This window comes from Mucilaginibacter frigoritolerans (assembly GCF_007830615.1).
Classification (GTDB): domain Bacteria; phylum Bacteroidota; class Bacteroidia; order Sphingobacteriales; family Sphingobacteriaceae; genus Mucilaginibacter; species Mucilaginibacter frigoritolerans.
This window is the reverse complement of the sequence record NZ_VLLI01000003.1, coordinates 317,578-341,612: the sequence shown is the minus strand read 5'-3', so window position 1 is coordinate 341,612 and position 24,035 is coordinate 317,578. Positions and strand designations below refer to the sequence as shown.

Annotated in this window: 20 protein-coding genes; 12 read left to right on the top strand and 8 right to left on the bottom strand. The window is 38.4% G+C overall.

Annotated elements, in window-relative coordinates:
* Window positions 1–184: 184 nt before the first annotated feature.
* From JN11_RS07240 to JN11_RS07230, 3 genes are all read right to left on the bottom strand, one after another.
* Window positions 185–1,462 (bottom strand): adenylosuccinate synthase, encoded by a 1,278-nt coding sequence (locus JN11_RS07240; protein ID WP_144911150.1) that lies wholly within the window; start codon window positions 1,460–1,462, stop codon window positions 185–187.
* A gap of 181 nt (window positions 1,463–1,643) precedes the next feature.
* Window positions 1,644–2,111: a Fur family transcriptional regulator gene (locus JN11_RS07235; RefSeq protein ID WP_144911148.1), complete on the bottom strand. Its 468-nt coding sequence runs from the start codon at window positions 2,109–2,111 to the stop codon at window positions 1,644–1,646.
* A 116-nt stretch (window positions 2,112–2,227) separates the two neighbouring features.
* Complete coding sequence (locus JN11_RS07230) at window positions 2,228–4,450, bottom strand: RelA/SpoT family protein (RefSeq protein ID WP_144911146.1); 2,223 nt, start codon at window positions 4,448–4,450, stop codon at window positions 2,228–2,230.
* 111 nt (window positions 4,451–4,561) lie between these two features.
* On the opposite strand from JN11_RS07230, the gene JN11_RS07225 reads away from it, so the two are divergent.
* The 4 genes from JN11_RS07225 to JN11_RS07210 are packed head-to-tail and all read left to right on the top strand — an operon-like array spanning window position 4,562 to window position 7,531.
* The gene (locus JN11_RS07225; protein ID WP_144911144.1) at window positions 4,562–5,176 is read left to right on the top strand and encodes a DUF4294 domain-containing protein; all 615 of its coding nucleotides are present in this window, start codon (window positions 4,562–4,564) and stop codon (window positions 5,174–5,176) included.
* Window positions 5,177–5,178: 2 nt separating this feature from the next.
* Complete coding sequence (locus JN11_RS07220) at window positions 5,179–5,679, top strand: glutathione peroxidase (RefSeq protein ID WP_144911142.1); 501 nt, start codon at window positions 5,179–5,181, stop codon at window positions 5,677–5,679.
* Between the two features lie 15 nt (window positions 5,680–5,694).
* Window positions 5,695–6,414, top strand: coding sequence for a bacillithiol biosynthesis deacetylase BshB1 (gene bshB1 / locus JN11_RS07215; RefSeq protein WP_144911351.1), 720 nt, complete (start codon window positions 5,695–5,697; stop codon window positions 6,412–6,414).
* A gap of 22 nt (window positions 6,415–6,436) precedes the next feature.
* On the top strand, window positions 6,437–7,531 hold the full coding sequence (locus tag JN11_RS07210; RefSeq protein WP_144911140.1) for a hypothetical protein: 1,095 nt from the start codon (window positions 6,437–6,439) through the stop codon (window positions 7,529–7,531).
* Between the two features lie 101 nt (window positions 7,532–7,632).
* On the opposite strand, the gene JN11_RS07205 is transcribed toward JN11_RS07210, so the two are convergent.
* The 4 genes from JN11_RS07205 to JN11_RS07190 all read right to left on the bottom strand — a co-directional run bounded on the left by JN11_RS07205 (window position 7,633) and on the right by JN11_RS07190 (window position 11,903).
* Window positions 7,633–8,076 (bottom strand): hypothetical protein, encoded by a 444-nt coding sequence (locus tag JN11_RS07205; protein WP_144911138.1) that lies wholly within the window; start codon window positions 8,074–8,076, stop codon window positions 7,633–7,635.
* Between the two features lie 204 nt (window positions 8,077–8,280).
* Window positions 8,281–9,612 carry an L-lysine 6-transaminase gene (gene lat, locus JN11_RS07200; protein ID WP_144911136.1) on the bottom strand — a complete coding sequence of 444 codons (1,332 nt, stop codon included), beginning with the start codon at window positions 9,610–9,612 and terminating at the stop codon, window positions 8,281–8,283.
* Window positions 9,613–9,935: 323 nt separating this feature from the next.
* Window positions 9,936–10,823, bottom strand: a complete 888-nt coding sequence (locus JN11_RS07195; protein WP_144911133.1) for a 1-aminocyclopropane-1-carboxylate deaminase/D-cysteine desulfhydrase — start codon at window positions 10,821–10,823, stop codon at window positions 9,936–9,938.
* A gap of 9 nt (window positions 10,824–10,832) precedes the next feature.
* Window positions 10,833–11,903, bottom strand: coding sequence for a DUF6588 family protein (locus JN11_RS07190; protein WP_144911131.1), 1,071 nt, complete (start codon window positions 11,901–11,903; stop codon window positions 10,833–10,835).
* A 128-nt stretch (window positions 11,904–12,031) separates the two neighbouring features.
* Here JN11_RS07190 and JN11_RS07185 point away from each other — a divergent pair, with 128 nt between their 5' ends.
* The gene (locus tag JN11_RS07185; protein WP_144911129.1) at window positions 12,032–13,069 is read left to right on the top strand and encodes an RluA family pseudouridine synthase; all 1,038 of its coding nucleotides are present in this window, start codon (window positions 12,032–12,034) and stop codon (window positions 13,067–13,069) included.
* A gap of 121 nt (window positions 13,070–13,190) precedes the next feature.
* Window positions 13,191–14,027: an aminotransferase class IV gene (locus JN11_RS07180; RefSeq protein WP_144911128.1), complete on the top strand. Its 837-nt coding sequence runs from the start codon at window positions 13,191–13,193 to the stop codon at window positions 14,025–14,027.
* Window positions 14,028–14,035: 8 nt separating this feature from the next.
* Here the strand turns inward: JN11_RS07180 and JN11_RS07175 are convergent, their stop codons facing one another.
* Window positions 14,036–14,314, bottom strand: coding sequence for a helix-turn-helix domain-containing protein (locus JN11_RS07175; RefSeq protein ID WP_144911126.1), 279 nt, complete (start codon window positions 14,312–14,314; stop codon window positions 14,036–14,038).
* A gap of 385 nt (window positions 14,315–14,699) precedes the next feature.
* On the opposite strand from JN11_RS07175, the gene JN11_RS07170 reads away from it, so the two are divergent.
* The 6 genes from JN11_RS07170 (at window position 14,700) to JN11_RS07145 (ending at window position 23,801) form a co-directional block, all read left to right on the top strand.
* Window positions 14,700–15,290: an RNA polymerase sigma factor gene (locus tag JN11_RS07170; RefSeq protein ID WP_144911124.1), complete on the top strand. Its 591-nt coding sequence runs from the start codon at window positions 14,700–14,702 to the stop codon at window positions 15,288–15,290.
* Window positions 15,291–15,446: 156 nt separating this feature from the next.
* Window positions 15,447–16,448, top strand: coding sequence for a FecR family protein (locus JN11_RS07165; RefSeq protein ID WP_144911122.1), 1,002 nt, complete (start codon window positions 15,447–15,449; stop codon window positions 16,446–16,448).
* A 146-nt stretch (window positions 16,449–16,594) separates the two neighbouring features.
* Window positions 16,595–19,999: a SusC/RagA family TonB-linked outer membrane protein gene (locus JN11_RS07160; protein ID WP_144911120.1), complete on the top strand. Its 3,405-nt coding sequence runs from the start codon at window positions 16,595–16,597 to the stop codon at window positions 19,997–19,999.
* Window positions 20,000–20,020: 21 nt separating this feature from the next.
* Window positions 20,021–21,598 (top strand): SusD/RagB family nutrient-binding outer membrane lipoprotein, encoded by a 1,578-nt coding sequence (locus tag JN11_RS07155; protein ID WP_144911118.1) that lies wholly within the window; start codon window positions 20,021–20,023, stop codon window positions 21,596–21,598.
* A gap of 508 nt (window positions 21,599–22,106) precedes the next feature.
* Window positions 22,107–22,688, top strand: a complete 582-nt coding sequence (locus tag JN11_RS07150) for an RNA polymerase sigma-70 factor (RefSeq protein WP_144911116.1) — start codon at window positions 22,107–22,109, stop codon at window positions 22,686–22,688.
* Window positions 22,689–22,769: 81 nt separating this feature from the next.
* On the top strand, window positions 22,770–23,801 hold the full coding sequence (locus tag JN11_RS07145) for a FecR family protein (RefSeq protein ID WP_170227708.1): 1,032 nt from the start codon (window positions 22,770–22,772) through the stop codon (window positions 23,799–23,801).
* The last annotated feature ends 234 nt before the right edge of the window (window positions 23,802–24,035 follow it).

Genomic DNA, 24,035 nt, shown 5'->3' with positions numbered 1-24,035 from the left:
TTTGATGTTCCAATTTAAATAATGGAAACCGAAATAGCATTTTAATTACACCAATGGGCTTAATGTATATACAAACTCAATTATTCTCTATACGAATTTAATTAAGGTTTCGCTAAATGATAATATTAACTGAAAAGGGCTCTCCATTAATGGAGAGCCCTTGTATAGCGTTGTTGTTAAAGTTTTAGTGTAAAATCAAGGTTTGTACCCTGTCTGGTCCAACTGAAAGGTATTTTACAGGTACACCAAGCTCCGCTTCTAAAAAGCTGATGTAAGCGCTTAGTTTTTCAGGAATTTGAGATATTTCGGTAATGCCGGTAATATCTTCTTTCCATCCGTCAATTTCTTTCAGTATTGGTTCAGCATCTACCGAGCAAATATCATAAGGCATATAATCAATTTTTTCGCCCAGGTAGTTATAGTGGGTGCAGGCATAAATTTTTTCAAATCCGCTTAACACGTCGGCCTTGGTCATTACCAGTTCGGTAACACCATTAAGCATTATAGCATATTTTAGGGCCGGTAGGTCAATCCAGCCTGTACGGCGGGGTCTTCCTGTGGTAGCGCCAAATTCGTGGCCTATGCGGCGTAATTCTTCGCCAGTTTCATTGTTTAATTCAGTAGGGAAGGGGCCGCCTCCAACACGGGTGCAATAAGCTTTAAAAATACCTATAACATCACCAATTTTATTAGGCGCAATGCCTAATCCGGTACAAGCGCCTGCTGTGGTAGTGTTTGAAGAAGTAACAAAAGGATAAGAGCCGAAATCAATATCAAGCATGGTACCTTGTGCGCCTTCTGCTAAAACTTTTTTGCCTTGTTGTAAATAGCTGTTTACCAAATGCTCAGAATCAACCAGTTTAAATTTGTTGATGAGTTCAATGGCTTCAAAAAATGCTTTTTCGCGATCGCTGAAATCATCAACTTCGCCGTATAATGATTTAAGCATAGATACATGCTTATCAACCAGTTTCTGATAACGTTCTTTAAAATCAGGCAGGGTGGTATCGCCAACACGTAAACCATTACGGCCGGTTTTATCCATATAAGTTGGGCCAATACCTTTTAAGGTTGATCCGATTTTACCCTCGCCCATTTTCTTTTCTGAGGCAGCATCCAGTAATTGGTGTGTTGGTAATATTAAATGCGCCTTTTTGGCAATCATCAGGTTGCCTTTGGCTAAAAGATCGTGCCCGGCATCTTTCAATTTATCAATTTCCCTTTTTAGGGTGATGGGGTCAATCACTACACCATTACCGATAAGGTTCATAGTGTTTTCAAAAAATATGCCCGAAGGAATGGTATTCAGAACGAATTTTTTACCGTCAAACTCAAGCGTGTGCCCCGCATTTGGTCCGCCCTGGAAACGAGCAATCAGGTCATAGCCTGCACTCAGTACATCAACAATTTTTCCTTTACCTTCATCGCCCCATTGGAGGCCTAATAATACGTCAACAGCCATTAATTTTTTATTTTCTTAAATAATCGTCAAAATGCTATAAATAGATGATGCGCACCTGTTCAATATGGTTGAAGCAGGCATCATCTTCAGCGTCAATAAAATAAATGATGAATTTATTTACCGCAAAGGTATCATACTTGATAAATCTATCACGATAAAATTTAAAAAGATTAGGAGTCCTTTAAACTTTCCTTTCGCAATGCCCTGCTTTCAGCTTTTCGCAATTGCCATACAGGTTAAGCGAATGGTGTTTTATTTCAAATTTCAGCAAGCCGCCCATCATACTTTGTATTTGCTGAATACGGGGATCGCAAAATTCAACCACCTTGCCGCAGTCAATACAAATAATATGATCGTGCTGTTTATAGCCGTATGATTTTTCAAATTGGGCCATGTTTTTACCAAACTGGTGCTTGGTAACCAAATCACACGATACCAAAAGCTCTAAAGTATTGTAAACCGTGGCCCTGCTTACACGGTATTTTTTATTTTTCATGTGGATGTACAATGATTCCACATCAAAATGATCTGACCGGGAATAAATTTCTTCCAGTATGGCAAATCGTTCGGGAGTTTTTCTTAGGTTTTTATTTTCAAGATAAGCCTCGAAAATTTTTTTAACCATCTCTATGGTTTCCTGTTGAGACATGATATTATTTAAAGAGACAAAGTTAAGAATTTAGTTTGGAGTTGATTAAGTTTATTAGGTTGATTGAGTTATCAAAGCAACCGCTCACTCCATCAACCAATCACTCAGTCAGCCAATTAAGACGCTTTTTCAATAACCGAATCAAAGCGGTTAACGCCGGTTACGCCTTTTACTGTTTTTAGTTTTTTAATCAGGTTATCAAGGTGTTCTGTATCGTTCACATACACCATAATAGAACCTTCAAAAATACCGTTATCGCTGTCAACTGTAATGGAACGCATATTTACCTTAAAGTCATTTGATATTACGGTAGTTAATTTATTGATTAAGCCAACATCATCAATACCTGTAATTCTTAAGCCGGTTAAAAACGCCAGTTCCTGTTGGTTGGTCCACCTTGCTTTTACAATGCGGTAACCATAATTGGCCATCAGCTTAGCTGCATTAGGGCAATTGGTGCGGTGTATTTTAATACCATCGCTTACGGTTATAAAGCCGAAAACATCATCGCCAGGTATAGGGTTACAGCAATTGGCCAGTTTATAGTCAATTTTCTGCATATCCTCACCAATCAAAAGCATATCCTTGTCTTTTGATTTCAAATTGCGCATCAGGCTCTGTACCTGTTCGGCTTCAATTTTATCCTGCGGTTTATTTTCAACTACTTTTTCTGATGCCTGGTATTCTTTCAGGTCTTTCATATCAATAGTACCTTTGGCAACATTGTAAAAAAGATCCTGGGTTGATGGCAGCTTAAAGAAATAGCTTAGCTTATGTATATTTTCGGAGTTGTAAGTGATTTTTAATGATTTCAGCTTACGCTCCAATATTTCCTTGCCATCTTCAGCAATTTTTCGTTTTTCTTCTTTTAGGGCCGATTTAATTTTGGCTTTGGCTTTAGCCGTTACCACAATGTTTAGCCAGTCTTCCTTAGGTACCTGCTTGCTCGAGGTAATGATCTCTACCTGGTCGCCGTTTTGCAGTTTGTGGTTAAGCGGTACCAGCTTGTGGTTCACTTTGGCACCTATACAGCTTGCACCTACGTCGGTATGTATTTCAAAAGCAAAATCAAGTGCAGTAGCGTTTAGTGGTAGCTGGATCAATGCTCCTTTTGGGGTAAAAATGAAAATCTCATCCGAGAAAAGGTTCATTTTAAAATCATCCAGAAAATCGAGTGCATTTGACTCCGGATTTTTTAACAGATCCCTTACCTTTTGCACCCATTGGTCCAAACCGCTGTCGCTTGATGATTCCTTGTATTTCCAATGCGCAGCAAAACCCTTTTCGGCAATCTCATTCATCCGCTTGGTACGGATCTGCACTTCAACCCATTGCCCGCGGGGGCCCATTACAGTAGTATGCAATGATTCGTAACCGTTGGCTTTTGGGGATGAGATCCAGTCGCGCAGCCTGTCGGGATTTGGACGATATAGATCAGTAACTATGGAGTAAGCTTTCCAGCAATCAGCCTTTTCGTGTTCGGGTGTACTATCCAATATTATCCTGATGGCAAAAAGATCATACACCTCTTCAAAAGGGATCGATTTTTTCTTCATCTTATTCCAGATGGAGTGTATAGATTTTGGCCTGCCGAAAATATCAGCCTCCAAACCCTGGCCCGCAATTACTTTTTTTACCGGTTCAATAAAATCCCTGATAAATTTTTCACGCTCAGCCTTTTTCTCATTAAGCTTATTTTTAATAAACTGGTAAGTTTCTCTTTCCATGTACTTCATAGAAAGATCTTCCAGTTCTGATTTAATGGCATATAAACCGAGGCGGTGTGCCAGCGGAGCATACAGGTAAACCGTTTCTGATGATAGCTTTAGCTGCTTATCGCGCGGCATAAACTCCATGGTGCGCATATTGTGCAAACGGTCAGCCAGTTTTATCAATATTACCCTTACATCATCGGCCAGGGTAAGCAGCATTTTGCGGAAATTTTCGGCCTGCAACGAACTGTTGGTATCAAAAACGCCCGATATTTTTGTTAAGCCATCAATAATCATGGCTACTTTTTTGCCAAATTCCCTTTCAATATCATCAAGGGTCATGTTGGTATCTTCCACCACATCATGTAATAAAGCACATACAATGGAGGTAGTACCCAAACCAATTTCTTCGGCAGCTATTTGAGCAACGGCAATAGGATGATAAATATAAGGCTCGCCCGATTTACGGCGCATGTCTTTATGGCTTTCCAATGCTACTTCAAAAGCCTTACGTATCATGCGTTTATCGCCTTTTTGAAGGGTAGACTTTGAAGCGCGCAACAAAGCACGATATCTTTTTAATATCTCATTCTTCTCTGCTTCCAGATCAATCACTAATTCTTTCATGTATATGCGCTATACTCCTTATTATTCAATCTTTTTTGTAACTAAAAATATAATTACAGGTTCTTAACAAAATCCCAAATAAAATGCATTAATTTTGTAATACGTAAAAATATGAAATTAATTGGTCTTTTACTGTTGTTTTGTTGTTTGATGGGTTCGGCAATGGCCCAAACGGAAAAACCTGCGCCATTAATTTTGGGCAAAAACGATACCATTAAAACCTATTTAACGGTTGATAGTGGTAAACTAATGCCCTGGATTGTAATTCCTGACATAAAGATTACCGATACCCGTATTTTTAAAAGCCAGGAAGATCTGGATAATTACCGTCGTTTACGTTACAATGTGTTAAAAGTATTGCCTTACGCACGTTTTGCGGGGCAAAGGTACCGTCAACTACAGCGGGATTTGGCTTTAACCGCAGATAAGCACAAACAAAAAGAATTGATTGATGCTTGCGAAACACAGATTAAGGATTTGTTTAATAAAGAGATTAAGGATCTGACAATTAGTCAGGGAGAGGTATTGATAAAGCTGATTGACCGCGAAACCGGTAATACCAGCTATGCAATGGTTAAGGATCTTAAAGGTGGCTTTAAAGCATTTTTATACCAATCTGCCGCCCGTATATTCGGGCACGATTTAAAAGAGACTTATGACGCTGATCAGCAAAAGGACATTGAAGCCATTTTGTTGCAGGCCGGTTATAACTCTACTAACTATTAGTAATGATTGATAAAAGTATCTACCGGTTTAATGTTAAAAAGTTAAACGGTGAAGAAGTCAGCCTGGCTGATTATAAAGATCAAGTTCTTTTGATAGTAAATACCGCTTCCCAATGTGGTTTTACTCCCCAGCTAAAAGAACTGGCCGAATTGAAAGATGCCTTTGAAGGGAAGGATTTTCAAATATTGGCATTCCCATCCAATGATTTTGGCGGACAGGAACCACTTGAAGGTGAAGAACTGGCACAGTTTTGTGAAATCCAACGAGTAAATTACCCCGTTTTTGAAAAAATAAGGGTTAGAGGGCCGTATGCAGATCCGCTGTATAAGTTTTTTGCTGATAAGAAAGAAAATGGCAAGCTCAACTCTGTTCCGAGATGGAATTTCCATAAATTCTTAATCAATAAATCAGGCATGGTAACCGATTTCTTTTATCCGTTTACCAAGCCAACATCATCCAAAATCAGGAAGCAGATAACGCGTTTATTGGCTCCCGGTAAATAATTGAATTTTTTTATGTTGAAACTGGATATATTAGTTTTATCCGTACACCCTGACGATGCTGAGTTGGGCTGTGCTGGTACTATTTTAAAACATATTGCCGAAGGCAAAAAAGCAGGTATTGTTGATTTAACGCAAGGAGAGCTGGGCACGCGCGGTTCTGTTGAGATTAGGGCTGCCGAGGCCGCTGAGGCAGCCAGGATACTTGGTTTAAGCGTAAGAGAAAATCTGGCGATACCCGATGGCTTTTTCGAAAATACTAAAGAGTATCAGCTAAAAGTAATAGCTGCTATCCGTAAATATCAGCCTGAAATAATTATTACCAATGCTTATCACGATAGGCACCCCGACCATGGCCGGGCAAATGAATTGGTAGAAGCCTCATCTTTTTTAGCTGGATTGCGCAAAATAGAAACTTTTGACAACGGACAGCTGCAGCAGATATGGCGCACGCCAATAGTTTTACATTTTATACAGGACAGATATATTAAACCTGATATTTTAGTAGACGTTACCGAATACTGGGATAAAAAAATAGAAAGCATCCGTGCCTATGGTTCGCAATTTTATAATCCTAACTGGGATAATGAACCTGAGACTTATATTTCTTCGCCCAATTTTATTGAAGTGGTTGAGGCCCGCGCTCGCGAGTTTGGGAAAAGCATCCAGGTGAAATATGCCGAAGGCTTTACCTCAAGAAAAATTTTAGGGGTTGATAGCTTGTTTGATCTGAGGTAAGATAAAACATATAGCCACAAGAATGACTCGTAAAGTATTAAACTTTAAATTTTTGATTTTCTTTGCGATAATCGGTGCATTTATCCTGAATTCTTGTCGGCATAATGATAAGCCCCGACGTGCCAAAACGCACCGATCAACGAAAGTACCATCAAAAGCTATTCCTTTAAAAACAAACAAAGACGACTTCTACAGTCGCGGGGATAGCATTTCTTTTTTTGAACTTAATAAGACAGAAACGGGTAAAGGAGATACCGTAGGATTCGTTTCATTATCTGATATAAATCCACTGCCTGGCTCTCTTAATACACCGCAGGACTCTGTTGATCGTCTTGTCCTTCCTGATTTGAAAAACAAAAAGCCGGAAGAAACACGGTACTTGGTGCTGACTTCAAAATATAGAAAGAGGCTTCTGATGGCGACAGGCATTTCTGAAGCTGATAGTTTATTTGTTTATGATTACTCTAACGATACTCTCCTAAGCTTTCCAATAAGCTCGTTGGAAGCTGTAGCGAGTTTGAGTATTTATGAAGATGCGACTGTAGCGAAACATACAGCATTGGATTATCAATTCGGTTTTCAAATAAATAAGGTGTTGCTGGCAGGATTGAGAAGTAGCTACTTTGGCAAAACATTTGTATATATCGGGGTATCAAGCCCTTTTGCCCGGAGACAGATGCATCCGATTATATGGGAGAAAATTGACCCCAAAAAAGTTCCAGCTATTGAGCTGAATGCCGAAAATAAGAGGGTACTAAAAGAATATAAATTTAATAATGCATATGATTTCGAGTCGGATGGGTTTCATTATTATCTTCAAGAATACCTGAAAACCGATAACGCATACACCGCTAAATCCTTTAGGATACTGATAATTAACACAGAGAATGAAGTTATATATAACTACTTAGATTATGAAACCGAGGTTTCCTCGCCAGCTCCGATCAGCGTTTTAAATGATAGCCAGAATACACTTGAACAATGGACAGGGCATCTATTGAAAAATCGACCACCCGTATTGGTTGGGTTTGATTATATTAGTTTTGGATGCGATGTAGTGCCCTTTGTGGATAAATCTAATAAGTATATAAGTTTGAACTGTGACAACAGGCACTAAAATTATAATTTGATTTACGCTCAGCCGTTTCATGTAACCGATAAAAAAATGGCGATGAGTTTTAAAACTCATCACCATTTTTGTCTGTATAGCTGCCATTATTAAGCCCTTACATACTCAAAGCGATTGTTTTCGTTGCTTCTTTCCCGCCTTAATTTATTTTCGTTAGCAAGCTTTAACAGAATGCCTGAAAGCTCAGAGGTTTTAAATTCTGAATCGAAATTTTCTTTACAGTACTCAGCAATTGATGATATGGAGTGGGGCACATCGAAAAAATCAGTTGATAGCAATTGATTTAAAACTTTAGTAGCTCCTGGTTTTTTTCCAAGTTTTGAACCTGAATACTCTCCCTCACCATCCAGCTTCTGCTTGTATCCTCTTTTGTTAAATAATTCAGCATTGTCATTATCCACTTTTTCAGATTCAAGCAATGCTTCCAACAACTTATCTACCACCCTAACCTGCACTGCTTCAGAACGGAATGAATTAACAACTTCAGATATTTCTATCAGCTGTTTTTTTAACTTCTCAATGTGTTTGCTCATTATACCTTTTAAATTACTTATTTCTCCTTATTCAAAAATACCAAGCGCAATAATTAAAAATATTGCTTTTATTGGTAAAAATGTAGTATATGTTAATATTGTTCTCAATAATTAACGTTAATAAGGGGTTTTAGTTTATAATAAGTAGTAAAAGGACTATTTTTAGTTTATATAATAGGCACTGTAGCAAAAGTTTTACATTTATTACAGAATTGCAGCTATATTTTCAAGTATTGTTAAGCCGTCATCAATATGTTTTTTGTCAATAATAAGGGCAGGCCTGAAACGGATACTGTGGTCACCACAGCCCAAAAACATTACATTTTGTTCCATTCCTTCTTTTAGAAATTGGTCTCTTCTTCCTTTATCCGGAAAGTCAAAAGCTGTTAACAGGCCTTTGCCCCGTATGTTAGTGATAACATCATGTCTTTTTGAAATATCATGTAATTGGTTTTGCAGGTATTCGCCCATTTGAGCTGCATTTTCGCAAAGGTTGTCCTCTTCAATAATGTCCATAATTTTTGAGGCCCTTACCATATCAACCAAACTACCACCCCAGGTTGAATTAATGCGCGATGGTACATTAAATACATTATGTTCAACCTCATCAACTCGTTTGCTTGCCAGTATGCCGCATACCTGCATCTTTTTGCCGAAAGCAATAATATCCGGGCGGGCATTTTCGCCATAGTGTTCATGGCACCAAAATTTACCGGTTAAGCCTACACCTGTTTGTATCTCATCATAAATCAATAAAGCTTCATTTTCGTCGGCAAGTTTGCGCAGTTGTTCTAAAAACTCCTGCCTTACGTGGTTGTCGCCGCCTTCTGATTGTATGGGTTCAATAATAATGGCGCAAACATCGTCCTTATTTTCTTCAAAGGCTTTTTTAATTTGGGCTATGGATAACGCTTCTCTTTGTAAAAGATCATCGTGATTGCTATCGCTGTAAGGGAAATTAATATAAGGGTGCGATACGCGTGGCCAATCAAACTTGGCAAACCATTTTGTTTTTACGGGTTGGGTATTGGTTAAACTTAAAGTATAACCCGAACGACCATGAAAAGCATGCTCAAAATGGATTACCTTAAAACCTATTTCTTTGGTGTAGCCTTTTGCGAAGTTCTTCTGAACCTTCCAGTCCATAGCTACTTTTAAAGCGTTCTCAATGGCTAATGAGCCGCCTGAAATGAAAAAGGCATGCGGAAGGTATTCCGGTATCCCCACTCGGTCGAAAGTTTCTACAAACTGCGCATACTGGGTAGTATAAATATCAGAGTTTGATGGGTTGGTTAAGGCAGCCAATAACAGGTTTTTCTTAAACTCTTCATCGTTCACCATTTTGGGATGATTATAACCTAAGGGTACCGACGCAAAACAGGTAAAAAAGTCGAGCAGGGTACGGTTATGTTTAGCATCGTAAATATAAACACCCTTACTTTTTTCCATGTCAAAAGTTAAGTCGAAGCCATCGGCTAAAACATGCTTCTGTAAAGAAGCCTGTACATTTTCAGGAGAAACAAGTAGGTTATACATATCAATTTGGTTTTTCCAAATTTACTCAAAAAGCCCCTAAAAACAAATTTTAGGCGGTTTTTGAACCGAAATGCCAAAAAGTAACTTTAAATTGTTTAAAGTTGGTTTTTGTACTGATTTTGACTTTGGTTTTGAGATATCCAGCAATCAATAACCACAGGTTTCGGTTGAAAAACGGAATAAAAAGGATAAATAGGAAGCTTTTTTATGATAAAATTTTGTTTTGTATGCCCCCTGCCAAACGAGTGAGTACTGGCCTTTTTACGGATAAACTTTTATAACTAAGGCTTTGCTTTTACGCTTAATTTAAATGCATTTACCACTCAAAACTTCTCCTTCATCCCCAATAATCCCCAAATACCACCGCTGTGGATGGCCAGTATTTTGTCGCCGGGTTTAAAGTAATTTTTTTGAGCCAGGTCAAATAAGGCATAGAGCATTTTTCCGGTGTAAACGGGTTCAATTAAAATGCCGGTGGCGGGTACAAATTGTTTTATAAATTCAATCAGCTCCGGGGTGGTTTTGCCATATCCTCCAAAATGGTAATCGGTATGTAATTGGTAACTGGCGGGCGCGGTTAAAAAACGGTCAATCTCAGCTTTCATGAATTCGCCGTTTTTAAACACAGGTATGGCATTAAATTGAGTAGCAAGCTTATGCTCATGTATGCCGTTTATAATGCCTGCCGCTGTGGTGCCGGTACCGCATGCGCAAAAAATATGATTGTATGTTTCGCCGAGTTCATTAATGAGTTTACTACAGCCTCTGGCCCCTTCGGCTGACGCACCGCCCTCGTCTATAAAAAAAGCATCGGCATTGTTGCCGAAATATTTTTCAAACAGGGTTGTTTTATCGCGGTAGCTGTCCCGGTCAGTAAATAGCAGTTCCATGCCGTGCAGCTTACATAAAAACAGGGTGTCATTATCTACAGGTTCACCCCGTACTATACCTGTGGCCCTAAAGCCAAATTTGGCTGCTGCTGCCGCCGTTGCCAGTAAATGATTGGAGTAGGCACCCCCAAAAGTTACCAGGTGCGTTTTGTTTTCGGCTTGTGCCTTAAGTAAAACGTATTTCAGTTTGCGCCATTTATTGCCCGAAATAATGGGATGGATCAGATCATCGCGTTTTATAAAAACAGAAATGCCCCGTTCAGCAAACAGTTTATTTTTAATTTGCTGAACGGGGCTAAAAATTTCCAGATCAATATCCATCCGGCAAAGTTAAAAACCAAAGCCTATACCTGCGTTAACAGATTTATATTGAGCCAGGCTTCCCGAAGCATAAAAGCGGAAAAAGCCTAAGTTCAACTGAAATCCCAGGTCGGCGCGGGCGCCATTGATGCTGGTTTCGCTAATATTAACCGGGTTAGGGTAAGTGGTATAGGTTGGGGTGCCGGTAAATGTAGCGCCGGTTGTAATGGGGTAGTTGCCAATAACACCTACCTTAGTATGCGTAGTATTGTAGCCAACAGCAAAAAATGGTGTAAAGGCCAATAATTTTTTGGAAATAATAAGCTGCGCCATAAAACTGTTAAAGCTGCCAGAAATATGCTGATTGGTAAAATCAGTATTTTGACTTGCATTTTCGGGCTCAGCACCCTGGTCGGGCTGAACATTTAACGGAATATTAAGATTTAAATGACTGTACCCCACGGCAACAGCCAAATCAAACGGAACCAGTTTGTCGGCAGTTTTTCCTATAATGTCCTGCATTATATCGTGCTTTAAGCCAAAGCCTATTGATGAAACCTTACCTACATCGCTACCTAAATTAATACTTGGAATAGCACGTATGGTAAGATCTGTGTTTTGAATTAATCCTACCGTTAGTTGTATTTGCGGAGCAGGGATAACCGACAATTTTCCAGAAGGGGTATTAAAAGAACTCACTTTGCGCCCGTTATCATCATAAATATCCAATAAAGGGCCGGTGGTATTTTTACTACCTGCAAAAGTAGGGGCTATGGTTTGGGTAGGGTCATCAGGTCTTACGTTGTTTGATAGGCCAATTTTTGTTACGTCGAAAGTTTTATCAGCATTTGATACAAAGGCTGCTGATGCGGTTATACGTAAATCAAAATGGAGCAGTTTTTTGGTCTTTGCGGTATTGTTCCATCCGCTGTTAAGGCCAACTCCCAAGCCTTTAAACAATGGCTCGCCATAAGCATCAACCAATTTGGTGGCATCGGCAGGTGCTGCTTTTATAATGGCCGAAAAGCCGCTTTGTGCATTTGAGCGTAACGATAAAAAAACTAACATGGACAAAGCCAATAAAGAGTAGAACTTTTTCATGGTGGTGGTATGCTTTAGTAAGTATTAATGACTCAAGTTAAACAAACATTTTACTATAAGTGCTGTATTATTGTCGCAATAATAATATACGTAGGCCAATAAATTAAAAAACGACTATTTTTGCGCCAATGGCAGATGAAACCGAATTAATAGACCAGGACGAACAAGACTTATACGAACACCTGCGTGTTATTGTTGATAAGGGACAATCCTTGCTGCGCATTGATAAGTTTTTGATGCACAGGGTTGAAAATGCCTCCCGTAACCGTATTCAGAACGCAATTGAGCTTGGGAATGTTTTGGTTAATGAAAAACCAATAAAAGCCAGCTATAAGGTAAAGCCGCTCGATGTTATTTCGGTGGTATTACCACATCCACCACGAGATACGGAAGTATATCCGGAAAATATCCCGCTTAATATTGTTTATGAGGATGACGATGTGCTGGTAGTAAACAAACCTGCCGGACTGGTGGTACACCCGGGATATAATAATTATACGGGGACGTTGGTGAACGGACTAGTATATCACTTTCAGCAATTACCAACCTTGCCCGGTAATGATGGTCGGCCCGGATTAGTGCATCGTATTGATAAAGATACTTCGGGCTTATTGCTCATCAGTAAAAACGAGCGTGCCATGACCTGGCTTGCCAAGCAGTTTTTTGACCATACCATAACCCGTAAATATATTGCCTTAGTTTGGGGCGATTTACCGGAAGATGGCACGGTAACCGGTTATATTGGCCGGAGTGTGAATGATAGGAGGGTAATGTCTATTTATGATGATCCTGAAAAAGGAAAATGGTCAGTAACGCATTACAGGGTTTTGGAGCGAATGGATTATGTAACGTTGATTGAATGCCAACTGGAAACTGGCCGCACACACCAGATAAGGGCACATATGAAACATATTGGGCATCCTTTATTTAGTGACGCTACTTATGGCGGCGACAAAATATTAAAAGGAACCGTGTTTAATAAGTACAAGCAGTTTGTTGAAAATTGTTTTGAACTGATGCCGCGGCAGGCTTTACACGCACAAACACTGGGCTTTTTACATCCAACCCTAAAAAAACAATTGCTGTTTGAAGCGCCTTTGCCAAAAGATTTTGAAACTGTTTTAAATAAATGGCGTAAATATAGCGGGTTGGAGATTAGTGATTAGATACTGGAGATTTGAAAAATCCAGCCTGTAAATGAACTTTTAGCATACAAAATGAAACTTTCTGATATTACTACGTTTAAAAGAAAAACTAATCTCTAACCTCCTTCGCTAATAACTAACCATGACACCTGTTTTTATCAATTTTAATGGCGAAATAATGCCGGCCGGCACTAAGCTGGTTTCGATAAATAACAGGGCGTTTAAATATGGCGATGGTTTATTTGAAAGTATGCGCCTGATGAAGGGGCAGCTGAAATTTGCCGATTTACATGCCGACCGTTTGCAAAGAGGGATGAAAGCATTGAAAATTGATGGTTACTCGCAAATGGATAGCTGGTTTTTGAGGGAGAAGTGTGAAGATATATCGCGCCGCAACAAAATTAAACATGGCCGTTTACGCTTAACGGTATATCGTGATGCAGAAGGTTTGTATACACCATCGGGCAATAAAATGGCTTATGCGCTTGAATTGCAGCCGCTGGATGAGCCGAGATATTTTCTAAATCCGAAGGGGCTGATTGTTGATATTTTTCCAGATTTGCCTAAGCCTACCAACTACCTTTCTAATATTAAAACCTGTAATTCGCTTACTTATATTATGGCCGGGTTGTTTAAAACGCAAAACAAGCTCGACGATGCCTTTTTATTAAATCAGCATGGCTTTTTGTGCGAAGCCAGCAGCTCAAATGTATTTGTATGGTATCAAAATCATTTATACACTCCGGCATTGAGTGAAGGCTGTGTTGAAGGGGTAATGCGCCAGGTAATAATTGATTTGGCAAAAAAGGTCAATATACCCGTTACCGAAGCACAAATAAATCCCGAAATTTTGTATGAGGCAGATGAAGTATTTTTAACCAATGCCACCCGTGGAATACAGAGTGTAATGGGTTTTGGCGTTCGCCGTTATTTTAATGAAGTAAGCAAAATACTAATTGAAGAGTTAAACAAGTTATAAGAAATAAATTACGACGCTTTTACAGTAAATTTAATTTGAGCCATATCACCACCAAAACTAATGAGCTCAACAAGTGAAATTTCCAGGATTTCTGTAATTTCAATTAGCCGGTGCAAGGTAATGCTGCTGTAACCCAATTCAATTTTGCTGTAAGCATTTTGGGATATATTAAGTTTAGCGGCAAGATAATCCTGCGTGTAGTTCCTAAACTCTCTTATTTTTCTGATGTTAGCGATTACCTCCTGGGTCTTTAAATCGCTCAATGATTTTATACCTGTGTTAAACATGATAAGCCTTTAATGGTAAACTACGTAAGTAAAACAACTGCGGTTTTTGGATAATAAACTTTTAGTGATTTTATTTTAACAGATTGGTTGCTTTTTGCCAGGGAGGGTTGTTTTTGGTAGTATTTATTAATATTTAATTAATAAATTATTTTATGATTTTACACAGATGGGAAGCTTGGGGAAATTTGGATAAAGTGTTACCTGTTGAGGGTGTTTTGTAATTTATTGAATAGCAGGCCAAATATTATTCGGTAATAAATAAAATTCACCAATTTTATATAAGTTGTGAATTTTGATAGAAAATGTGCAACTTAGCGTGCTAGTTTTTAACACCAATATTACTTTTATATTAAATTTATATTATTTTCGTTCCGGCTGATCCCTAATGAGTGCTATTCAAATACTTGAGGATAAGGAATTGACCGATCTGCTTAAAGATGGGAACGAATCAGCATTCACCGAAATTTATAACCGTTATTGGGACAGGCTTTATTATATAGCTTATAAACTGCTAAAGGATACCGATAGTGCTGAAGAAATTGTTCAGGAGGTATTTCTTATCCTCTGGAAAAAAAGGGAATCACTAGTTATACAATCATTAACTCAATACCTGGCAGCAATGACGCGGTATGCTGTTTATCGGCATTGCGCCAAAGAAAAACAACTGAAGGAGAATGAAAATGCCCTTGGTGTTTTAAATGCCGGTGATATTGCCGAAATTGATGTGGATAATAAAATCCTGCTCGAAATAATCCAGAATCTTTCTAATAAATTACCTGAGAAGTGCCGCCTGGTATTTCAATATAATAAATTGCAGGATATGTCACTTACGGATGTAGCTGAGCAATTAAATATTTCACAAAAAACAGCCGAAGGGCATTTAACTAAAGCCTTGCGTACTATACGAGCAAATTTAGGTGCTTCGATGAGTGATTTTTTGGTGTTTTTAATCATTATGGCTCTTTTTAAGCGCTAATTCCCTTGTTTTTCTTCTATTTTACTATTTTTTCTCTTGTTTTTTGCCTACTTAGTGTTGTTTTTACACCAACTTTTGAATTTTTTTTAAAAAGTTTCAAAATAAAGCAAGGGTATTTGGTATTAAATATACTCTATGTTATAAAAAGCAGTAAAAATGGGCCCTATTGGCAGGAGTGAGTTGAAGCAATTGGCGAAAAAGTATCTTAATGGTACAGCAACGCCTGAAGAAAAGGAGTTGTTGAACCAGTGGTATGATACTATTCATGATGGCGATCAATTAGAGGTTGTTTCTGCAGAAGATTCGGAAACAGATGTAAAAATGAGGATCTATGAAAATCTTCATTCAGAGATAATCAATCAGAAATTGAAGGATAATGCTATGCCGGGTAATCGTTCGGCGTCGATAATAAAAATGATTAGATGGAGTGCTGCAGCAGCAGTAGTTTTTCTTTTTGTTGGTATTGCCTGGTATGCAAATAAATTAGTAGGAAAAACAGCAGCATCCGGTTCAGAACAGGTAACACTTACCACCCAAAAAATCACTAAGTTAACCTTGGCTGATGGTTCATCAGTATGGTTAAATGCACATACCACATTTAAATATCCTAATAGTTTTAAAGGGAAATTGCGGGAAGTACAGTTAATTGAGGGCCGGGCCTTTTTTGATGTTAAGCACGAAAGCGAACATCCATTTGTAGTGAAAACCAAAACTTTAAATATTACAGTGCTGGGTACCTCATTTGATGTACGCACCTCTGCCAAAGAAGGGATGACCAAAGTAAATGTAATTACCGGTAAGGTAGGCATTACCCGCCCAGGGCATGCTAATGAACCTGCTGTTATGTTATTGCCTAAGCAGGAGATTGTTTTAAATAAAATGGCTAACCAGTTTGTCAAGGGTGTTACCCCCGATCAGGTAATTAATTTATGGTGCAAAAGTCCGTTGGTATTTGATCAGGAAAACCTTGATAATGTATTTAAAGCTATAGAAAAACAATATAACACACATATACAAGTAGCTGATAAAGCGCTGCTTAATGAACGCATATCCATAACCCTGGGCAACCAGCGGCTGGATACCATTATGGAAATTTTAAGTTTCACCAAACATTTTAATTATAAAATTGCCAATGACAGTACAGTAGTGATTAAATAAAACATACCCTACTTAGCAGCTAAGAAAGGAAAAAAGCCGGAGACACGGCAAATGTCCCCGGCAATGAGATTTGGCCTGTGTATATATGCTTGAGACCCATATACAGCAGGCTATTAGTTTAACGTGAATATTAAACCCTTACAAATATGATAAATTTTTACGGCAAAGTATTGCCCATACTCAAAAAATGCATGCGCATTTCTACAATAATTATCGGCATACAAATAAGTTGTACATCGCTCCTGATGGCCCTCGGAACCAAGGCTCAGGATATGAATGTAAATGTGGTTAAAGCCAGTGTAAAACAGGTATTTAAAAGCATTGAAAAACAGGCAAACGTAACCTTCGTTTACGATGAACAGGTTATTGAAAACTTGCCATCAATTACCCTCCATGTCAAGAACATGCCCCTTGCTGAGGTAATTGCTGAATTACAGAACACAACACATCTTAAATACAAAATGGTTGGCAACTATATAGGGGTTGCAGCCAACATGCAGGAAATTCCTAAACTCTCTGCAACCGAAGAAACCAATAACAATATTATTCCAATATCAGGTTTCGTGCGCGATGCCACTGGCCAGGCAATTATCGGTGTTAGCGTAATAGTTAAAGGTAGTGCAAAAGGTACCCAAACAGACATAAATGGTAAATTTACGCTGGAAGCAAATATTGGCGACGTGCTGGTATTTACTTATTTAGGCTATCTTAAAAAAGAAGTAACGATAGCTAGTCCAACTTTAACCATACAGTTGGAAGAAGATTCGAAGCAACTGAGCGAAGTTGTAGTTACCGCTTTAGGTGTTAAAAAAGAACGTAAGGCTTTGGGTTATTCTGTTACCGAAATAAAAGGCGACGATTTGAATACAGCCAAAGAAGTAAACTTTGCTAACCAATTGGAAGGTAAAGTTGCAGGCTTAAACGTATCAACAATATCTGGAGGACCGGCTTCATCGGTAAATATTAATATCCGTGGTGCAGCCAGTTTAAGTGGTTCTACACAGCCTTTATACGTAATTGATGGTGTCCCTATGAACAATATTGATAATACTGAAATTGCAGGTTTATCAATGAATAGTGGCGGTCAATATTCAAACTCACCCGATCAGGGCGATGGTATCGGTAACCTTAACCCCGAAGATATTGCCTCTATTTCGGTACTTAAAGGTGCTGCAGCTGCAGCTCTTTACGGATCAAGAGCAAAATATGGTGTTATTTTAATAACAACCAAAACCGGTAGCAGCAAAGGTACTGTAGAGTATAGCTCAAACTATGTTTTGGAAAGTGTAATAAACCCGACTGATTTTCAGTACCAATATGGTAATGGTGCGCAGGGCCTAAAGCCAAATAGTGCAACATCAGCATTCAACTCTGGTAACGACAGTTGGGGCGCACCTCTTGATGGTTCTTCAGTAGTTCAGTTTGATGGCGTATCCCGCCCGTATACTGCGCAAAAAGATAACTTTAGTGAATTTTATCGTACAGGAAGTACTTTTACCAATACCCTGTCTTTCAGTAAAGCTTACGACCTTGCCTCAATCCGTTTTTCGGCAAGTGACTTGCACAACGAGGCGCCAACGCCAAATTCTGGTTATGACAGAAGAAACTTTAATTTTTCCGGAAACTTTAGCCCTATAAAAAGACTAACCATTGATGCACATGTTAACTACATTAGTGATGATGCTCAAAACAGACCTATTTTAGGCGATGGTCCGGGTAACTCCAGCTATCAGATTACGTTTTTACCTACCAGTTTAAATGTAAATACCCTTAGCCCAAGTACCAAAGGTACCAACGCTGCCGGTAACGAGTTGCAATTTACCAATAATAATTATGCTACCAACCCTTGGTTTGCTGCCTATAATTTTGTGAATAACAGTAGCCGTAATCGTATCATCGGTTCGGCAAGTGCCCGTTACACTTTTGACGATGGCTTATTTGCACAAGTACGTATTGGCGAAGATTATTACACTGAGCGTTATACCAACATTGTACCTACCGGAACAGCATATTATGCGCAGGCATTTCAGAATTTGGGAGAAACGTATGATAATGTTTCTGAGTTAAATACTGACTTCCTGATAGGTAAGCCGTTTAAAGTGGGTTCAGACTTTACCATTACCCCAAACGTAGGTGGTAACCTTAGGAAAAGCGCCATTGAATCAACCACAGAATCAGGTGTTGGTTTTGTAATCCCTTATGTTTATACCATCGGTAACACCGTTTCAAAATCAATAGCTTATGCTGACGATAAATTTGATGTAAACTCCTTGTACGGAACATTAGATCTGTCATATAAATCATTCTTATTTTTAGACGGTACAGCACGTTCAGACTGGTTCTCAACTTTAGCATCTTCAGCATCTCCTAACAATAAGTTAAATATTGTTTATCCTTCGGTAAGCGGTTCATTTGTGTTTACCGAGCTTTGGAAACCAACGTGGCTCGATTTTGGAAAAGTAAGAGCCGGCTGGGCAAATGTTGGTGCAGCTACCTCTCCATATCAAACATTGTTAAATTATGGCTTATTACCGGTGCAGTTAAATGGTATGCCATTAGGTACCATTACCAATACTTCAACACCAAACGATCAACTTAAACCATCAGACGCTTCTGAGCTGGAAATTGGTACAGAGTTACATACACTCCATAATCGTTTAAGTTTTGATGTAACCTGGTATAACAAGCTGTCTAAAAACGAAATTGTACCGGCTCCGGCATCAATTACTTCAGGATACCAGGGTGCAGTTTTAAATATTGGTGAAATAAGAAACAAAGGTTTAGAAGTTTTAATTACCGGCGTGCCTGTTAAAACTAAAAACTTTACCTGGACAACTTCGTTAAATTTTGCTGAAAATACCAACACTGTTTTAGCTCTGGCTGCAGGTCAATCTTCTTTACCAGTTGCAACTTCACGTACAGGAAACGGCTTTTTAGCTGATGTGGTAGGTAAAGCTGCAGATCAGGTTGAAGCATTTGATTATAAATATGACTCCAATGGTAAAATAGTTGTCGACCCAACTACAGGTATCCCGGTACAGGGCGCATTGAAAAACTATGGTTCTGCATACGGTAAATGGAGCGGTGGTTTTAACAACGAATTTACTTTCGGTCATGTTAACCTTTCATTCTTGATAGACAGCAAATTAGGTGGTAAAATATTTGCCGGGACCGAATACTATGCTTATGAAGATGGTTTGTCAAAAGCTACTTTACCTGGCCGTACAACCGGATTTGGTCCTGCTAATGTTACTACAGCCGAAAATTACTACACGCAGTTAGGCAATAACGTTTCGGGCTTATTTGTTCAAAATGGAAGCTTTATCAAGTTCCGTCAAATAACATTGGGTTATAATTTCCCAGCTTCAATGTTTCATAACGCTATACAGGGTATAAATGTCAGTTTAGTTGGTCGTAATTTATTTTACATCATGAAGAAAACAACTGACATTGATCCTGAAGCAAGTTACGGGGCTACGTCGCAAGGTTTAGAATTGGGTGATCAGTTACCTACCAGAACCTACGGAATAAACTTGAATGTTAAATTTTAATAACAATTAATTTTAATTAAAATGAAAAAGAAACTGATATATAGCAGCTTGCTAACTATGGGCTTATTCCTGGCATCAAGTTGTACCAAAAATTTTGATAAATTAAATACAGACCCTACGGCATTTAGCGCTACCAATTTTGATCCTAATTACTTATTAACCACAGCGCAATTGGATTATACAGGTAGTCAGGATTTTAGTTATGATACCTGGCGTGCAGATTTGATTTACTGCTCTGATATGATTCAGGGTTTTGCTACTTCAATTGGTTATTGGGCGGGTGATAAATACCTGGCCAATCCTGAATACACTGCTGCTTACTGGCAGAGTGATAATGGCGCGGATGGTGCGTATTCTGAGCAGGTAAAACCAATTGTTGATATGGTTACTACTACTGATGGGGTAGCCAAATACAATAACCTGCACCAGATTGGACGCATTATGAAGGCGTTGATATTTGAACGTATTACCGATCTTTATGGTGATGTACCTTACTCACAGGCGGGTGAAGGTTATTACGGGAAAATATTATTCCCGGTATATGACAAACAGCAGTCTATTTACACTAATTTAATTTCAGAGTTGCAGGATGCAACCTCAAAATTAAATCCACAGGGTGATATCCCAACCGGTGATGCCATTTATCATGGTGATATCGGCAAATGGCAACGTTTTGGCAATAGCTTGTTATTGCGTGTGGCTATGCGTTTAAGCAAAGTTGATCCGGCAACAGCAAAATCAGTTGTGCAAACGGTAATTGGCAAAACAATGGCAGCTAACTCTGATGATGCTTTCCTTTTACATGACCCGACAGGAGGCCGTCCAACAGTTAATCGCGTTAGCCAGGTATTACAGGGCGGACCTGAGAATACTTATGTAAAATGGTCCCAAACCTTTATCAACCAGTTAAAATCTACCAACGATCCTCGTTTAGCGGTAATTTCGGTTACAAATGCTACAATTGGCGTTGCCGGTGGTGATGCAAACCCAGCCGACCAAAAAGGTCAGCCAAATGGCTATGATCTTAGTGGTACTCCGGGTTTAACATTAGGATCTGCTCCTGGTTTTACTACCCTTGGCGACTATTCATCACCAAGTACTTACCTGGTTCAAATGGGTTCACCTACATTTATACTTACCTATGGCGAATCGGAACTTTTACTGGCCGATGCAGCTGAGCGTTTTGGCATTGGTGGCAGCGCCGCAACGCATTATAATAATGGTGTTGAAGCTGCTATTACCTATTTGTCAGAGTATGATCCGGGTGCTACTGTTTCACAATCTGCAGCTGCTGCTTATGTGGCTGCTAACCCTTATGTTGCCGGTGAAACGGGTTTAAATATGATTAATACCCAATACTGGGTGTTGACTAATACCATGATGGATTTTTATGAATCGTGGAGTAACTGGAGAAGGACAAACTATCCAACTTTAACTCCTGTTGTTTATCCAGGTAATGCTACAAACGGAACTATTCCACGCCGTTTTCCATACCCTTTGGTTGAGGCAGCTAACAACCCAACCAATTATACTGCTGCTCATAATGCCGTTCCGGGAGGAGATGTATTAAGCGGGCGTGTTTGGTGGGATGCTCAATAAATTGCGGTTAGTTTTAATATAATAAATGAGTGGCCGTTTCATGTATATCATGAAGCGGCTTTTTTTGCCCCTAAGAAAATCGAAAATGTTTTAGTGTAACGAATAAAATACTTTTCATATTAAAGTCATTTTATACAACAAACGGATATGTAAGTTGGCAAAAAGATATATTATTTAGTAGAAATGAATCTTATCTATTAGAAGATTTGTAGTGATGGTTTGTTAAATTATTAGTTAAGAAAAATATTTTTTTATTGTGTAACTACCAGTGAGTGTTTAAGTTGGTTTGTTAATTTATAGTAAATGATTTTAAAGTTATTTATGATTCAGGTATGGTAAAATATATTTGCTATGTATTTGATTAAAAGCAAGATTCAAATATGTTGGTAATAATTATTGTTGTAAAAACGAAGGTTTTTTAAAATACTTGATTGTTAGCTGATTTTTTTTGAGTTTTGTCGATGCGTTAATGATTTATTTATGCTTCATTAACATCTTTTGATAACTGATGAGTGATTTTACTAAACTTTCTGATGATGAGCTTCTTGATCTGTTAAGGCAGGATAAGCTTAGTGCATTTAAGGAAATATACAGTCGCTATTGGAAAAAACTTTACGCCGAATCATATAAAAGGCTAAAAAGTAAAGAGCAGGCCGAAGAAATTACCCAGGAAATATTTACTAACTTTTGGATAAAAAGAAATACCATTCAAATTACTACAACTGTTGGTGGGTATTTGCATTTGGCGGTAACTAACCAGGTTATTGATCAGTATCGTAAAGAACTTGTTAGAGATAAGTACAGGGAGGCATTTAAAGTAATTCATACTGAAACCGATACTTCAACAGAAGATACTATCATGTTGAAAGAGCTTGCTTATACTATTGAAGCAGAAGTAAACCAATTACCCGATAAATGCCGTTCGGTATACCACTTAAGCCGAAACGAACATAAAACCAATAAAGAAATAGCCCTATATCTGGGGATCTCTGAAAAAACGGTTGAAAACCATCTTACCAAAGCATTAAAGAAGCTTCGTGTTGGCTTAAGCCATTACCTGCTCATCTTTTTGCTCTTCTTTTTAAAATAATAAAAAAATATTTTTCATTGGCGTAGGGGATGGGCCTTTCTTATGCGTCAAGTATTTTATAAACCAATTTTTTTTCTTTTCATGGAGAAACTTATACCCGTTGAATTACTGGAAAAGTATATTAATGGCGAATGCACGGAGGCTGAAATATCATTAGTAAAAAAATGGTACCAGTCTTTTGAGTATGACGATGACTATATTTCAGCTATAAGTGCGTCCGAAGAAAAGGAATTAGAAGAACGGATTTATAACCATATTCTTCTAAAAATCGGCAATATTGCTGAAGAAGAACAAATACCTGAAAAATTACCTTATAATTTTTGGCGTAAATGGTATACTATAGCTGCTGCGGCTGCTATAATATTATTTGCAGGAGTAATGGTATTGTATCAACAACAACAAGCCAACCTGCTACAGACTGCTGACTTAAACGCAAAACAGCTGGTATCTATTGCCAATAACTCCAATCAAATTTACAAAGCAACACTTCCTGATAATAGTTCTGTTTGGTTAAGCCCACATTCAAAATTAACTTATCCGGGTATGTTTAATAGTAAATCAAGAAACGTATCCATATCTGGCGAATGCTTTTTTGAGGTCACCAAGAACCCTGAGCGTCCTTTTATTATCAGTAGCCGTTCCATTATTACCAAAGTGTGGGGAACCAGTTTCCTGGTAAATGATAATGAAGAAAGCAACAAGGCGGAAGTATCTGTACTTACCGGAAAGGTTTCTGTAAGCATTAAAAAGTCAGATGACGGTAAACAGATTTCAACCAGCCTGGGAAAAGACGAGGTGATGTTATATCCGCATCAAAAAGTTATTTATTTGTTAGAACAGCATGTTTTGCAACCGCAATCGGTAGTAGAAGAACCCGCTTTGCAAATATGGAAAAGGGCAGATTTTTCTTTTGAAAATAAACCATTAAAGGAAATTATTCCGGTACTAAATGCAAAATTCCATGTGCATATAAAGGCTGGCGATGATAAATTAAACCGTTATATTTTAAATGCTGATATGACCGGCTTTAATTTACCAGATGTATTGGAGGCGCTAAAAAAATCGCTGAATATCAATTACGAGATAAAAGCGAACAGTATTGAACTTGAATAAACCAATTACTTAACCAATAATAATAAACTATGCAAAAGAAATTACAAACCTGATTATTACCGATATAGTGGTGCAAGGCACCTGCGAAAACAAAAAAACTTAGAAGTGTTACGAGCACTCCTAAGTTCAAAAAGTCAAGCCCCGCATGATGAACACCATTTATGGTGTAAGGGCTTTAATTGTCTCATTTTTAACATAGAAACATAACAAATATATGAAATTTGGTATACGAAA

Coding starts and splice junctions, on each gene's coding strand:
- JN11_RS07205 (WP_144911138.1), bottom strand. CDS start 8,076: ATGAGCAAACACATTGAGAAGTTAAAAAAACAGCTGATAGAAATATCT.
- JN11_RS07230 (WP_144911146.1), bottom strand. CDS start 4,450: ATGAAAGAATTAGTGATTGATCTGGAAGCAGAGAAGAATGAGATATTA.
- JN11_RS07190 (WP_144911131.1), bottom strand. CDS start 11,903: ATGAAAAAGTTCTACTCTTTATTGGCTTTGTCCATGTTAGTTTTTTTA.
- JN11_RS07155 (WP_144911118.1), top strand. CDS start 20,021: ATGAAAAAGAAACTGATATATAGCAGCTTGCTAACTATGGGCTTATTC.
- JN11_RS07175 (WP_144911126.1), bottom strand. CDS start 14,314: ATGTTTAACACAGGTATAAAATCATTGAGCGATTTAAAGACCCAGGAG.
- JN11_RS07225 (WP_144911144.1), top strand. CDS start 4,562: ATGAAATTAATTGGTCTTTTACTGTTGTTTTGTTGTTTGATGGGTTCG.
- JN11_RS07240 (WP_144911150.1), bottom strand. CDS start 1,462: ATGGCTGTTGACGTATTATTAGGCCTCCAATGGGGCGATGAAGGTAAA.
- JN11_RS07185 (WP_144911129.1), top strand. CDS start 12,032: ATGGCAGATGAAACCGAATTAATAGACCAGGACGAACAAGACTTATAC.
- JN11_RS07145 (WP_170227708.1), top strand. CDS start 22,770: ATGGAGAAACTTATACCCGTTGAATTACTGGAAAAGTATATTAATGGC.
- JN11_RS07170 (WP_144911124.1), top strand. CDS start 14,700: ATGAGTGCTATTCAAATACTTGAGGATAAGGAATTGACCGATCTGCTT.
- JN11_RS07210 (WP_144911140.1), top strand. CDS start 6,437: ATGACTCGTAAAGTATTAAACTTTAAATTTTTGATTTTCTTTGCGATA.
- JN11_RS07165 (WP_144911122.1), top strand. CDS start 15,447: ATGGGCCCTATTGGCAGGAGTGAGTTGAAGCAATTGGCGAAAAAGTAT.
- JN11_RS07220 (WP_144911142.1), top strand. CDS start 5,179: ATGATTGATAAAAGTATCTACCGGTTTAATGTTAAAAAGTTAAACGGT.
- JN11_RS07180 (WP_144911128.1), top strand. CDS start 13,191: ATGACACCTGTTTTTATCAATTTTAATGGCGAAATAATGCCGGCCGGC.
- JN11_RS07195 (WP_144911133.1), bottom strand. CDS start 10,823: ATGGATATTGATCTGGAAATTTTTAGCCCCGTTCAGCAAATTAAAAAT.
- JN11_RS07235 (WP_144911148.1), bottom strand. CDS start 2,111: ATGTCTCAACAGGAAACCATAGAGATGGTTAAAAAAATTTTCGAGGCT.
- lat (WP_144911136.1), bottom strand. CDS start 9,612: ATGTATAACCTACTTGTTTCTCCTGAAAATGTACAGGCTTCTTTACAG.
- JN11_RS07160 (WP_144911120.1), top strand. CDS start 16,595: ATGATAAATTTTTACGGCAAAGTATTGCCCATACTCAAAAAATGCATG.
- JN11_RS07150 (WP_144911116.1), top strand. CDS start 22,107: ATGAGTGATTTTACTAAACTTTCTGATGATGAGCTTCTTGATCTGTTA.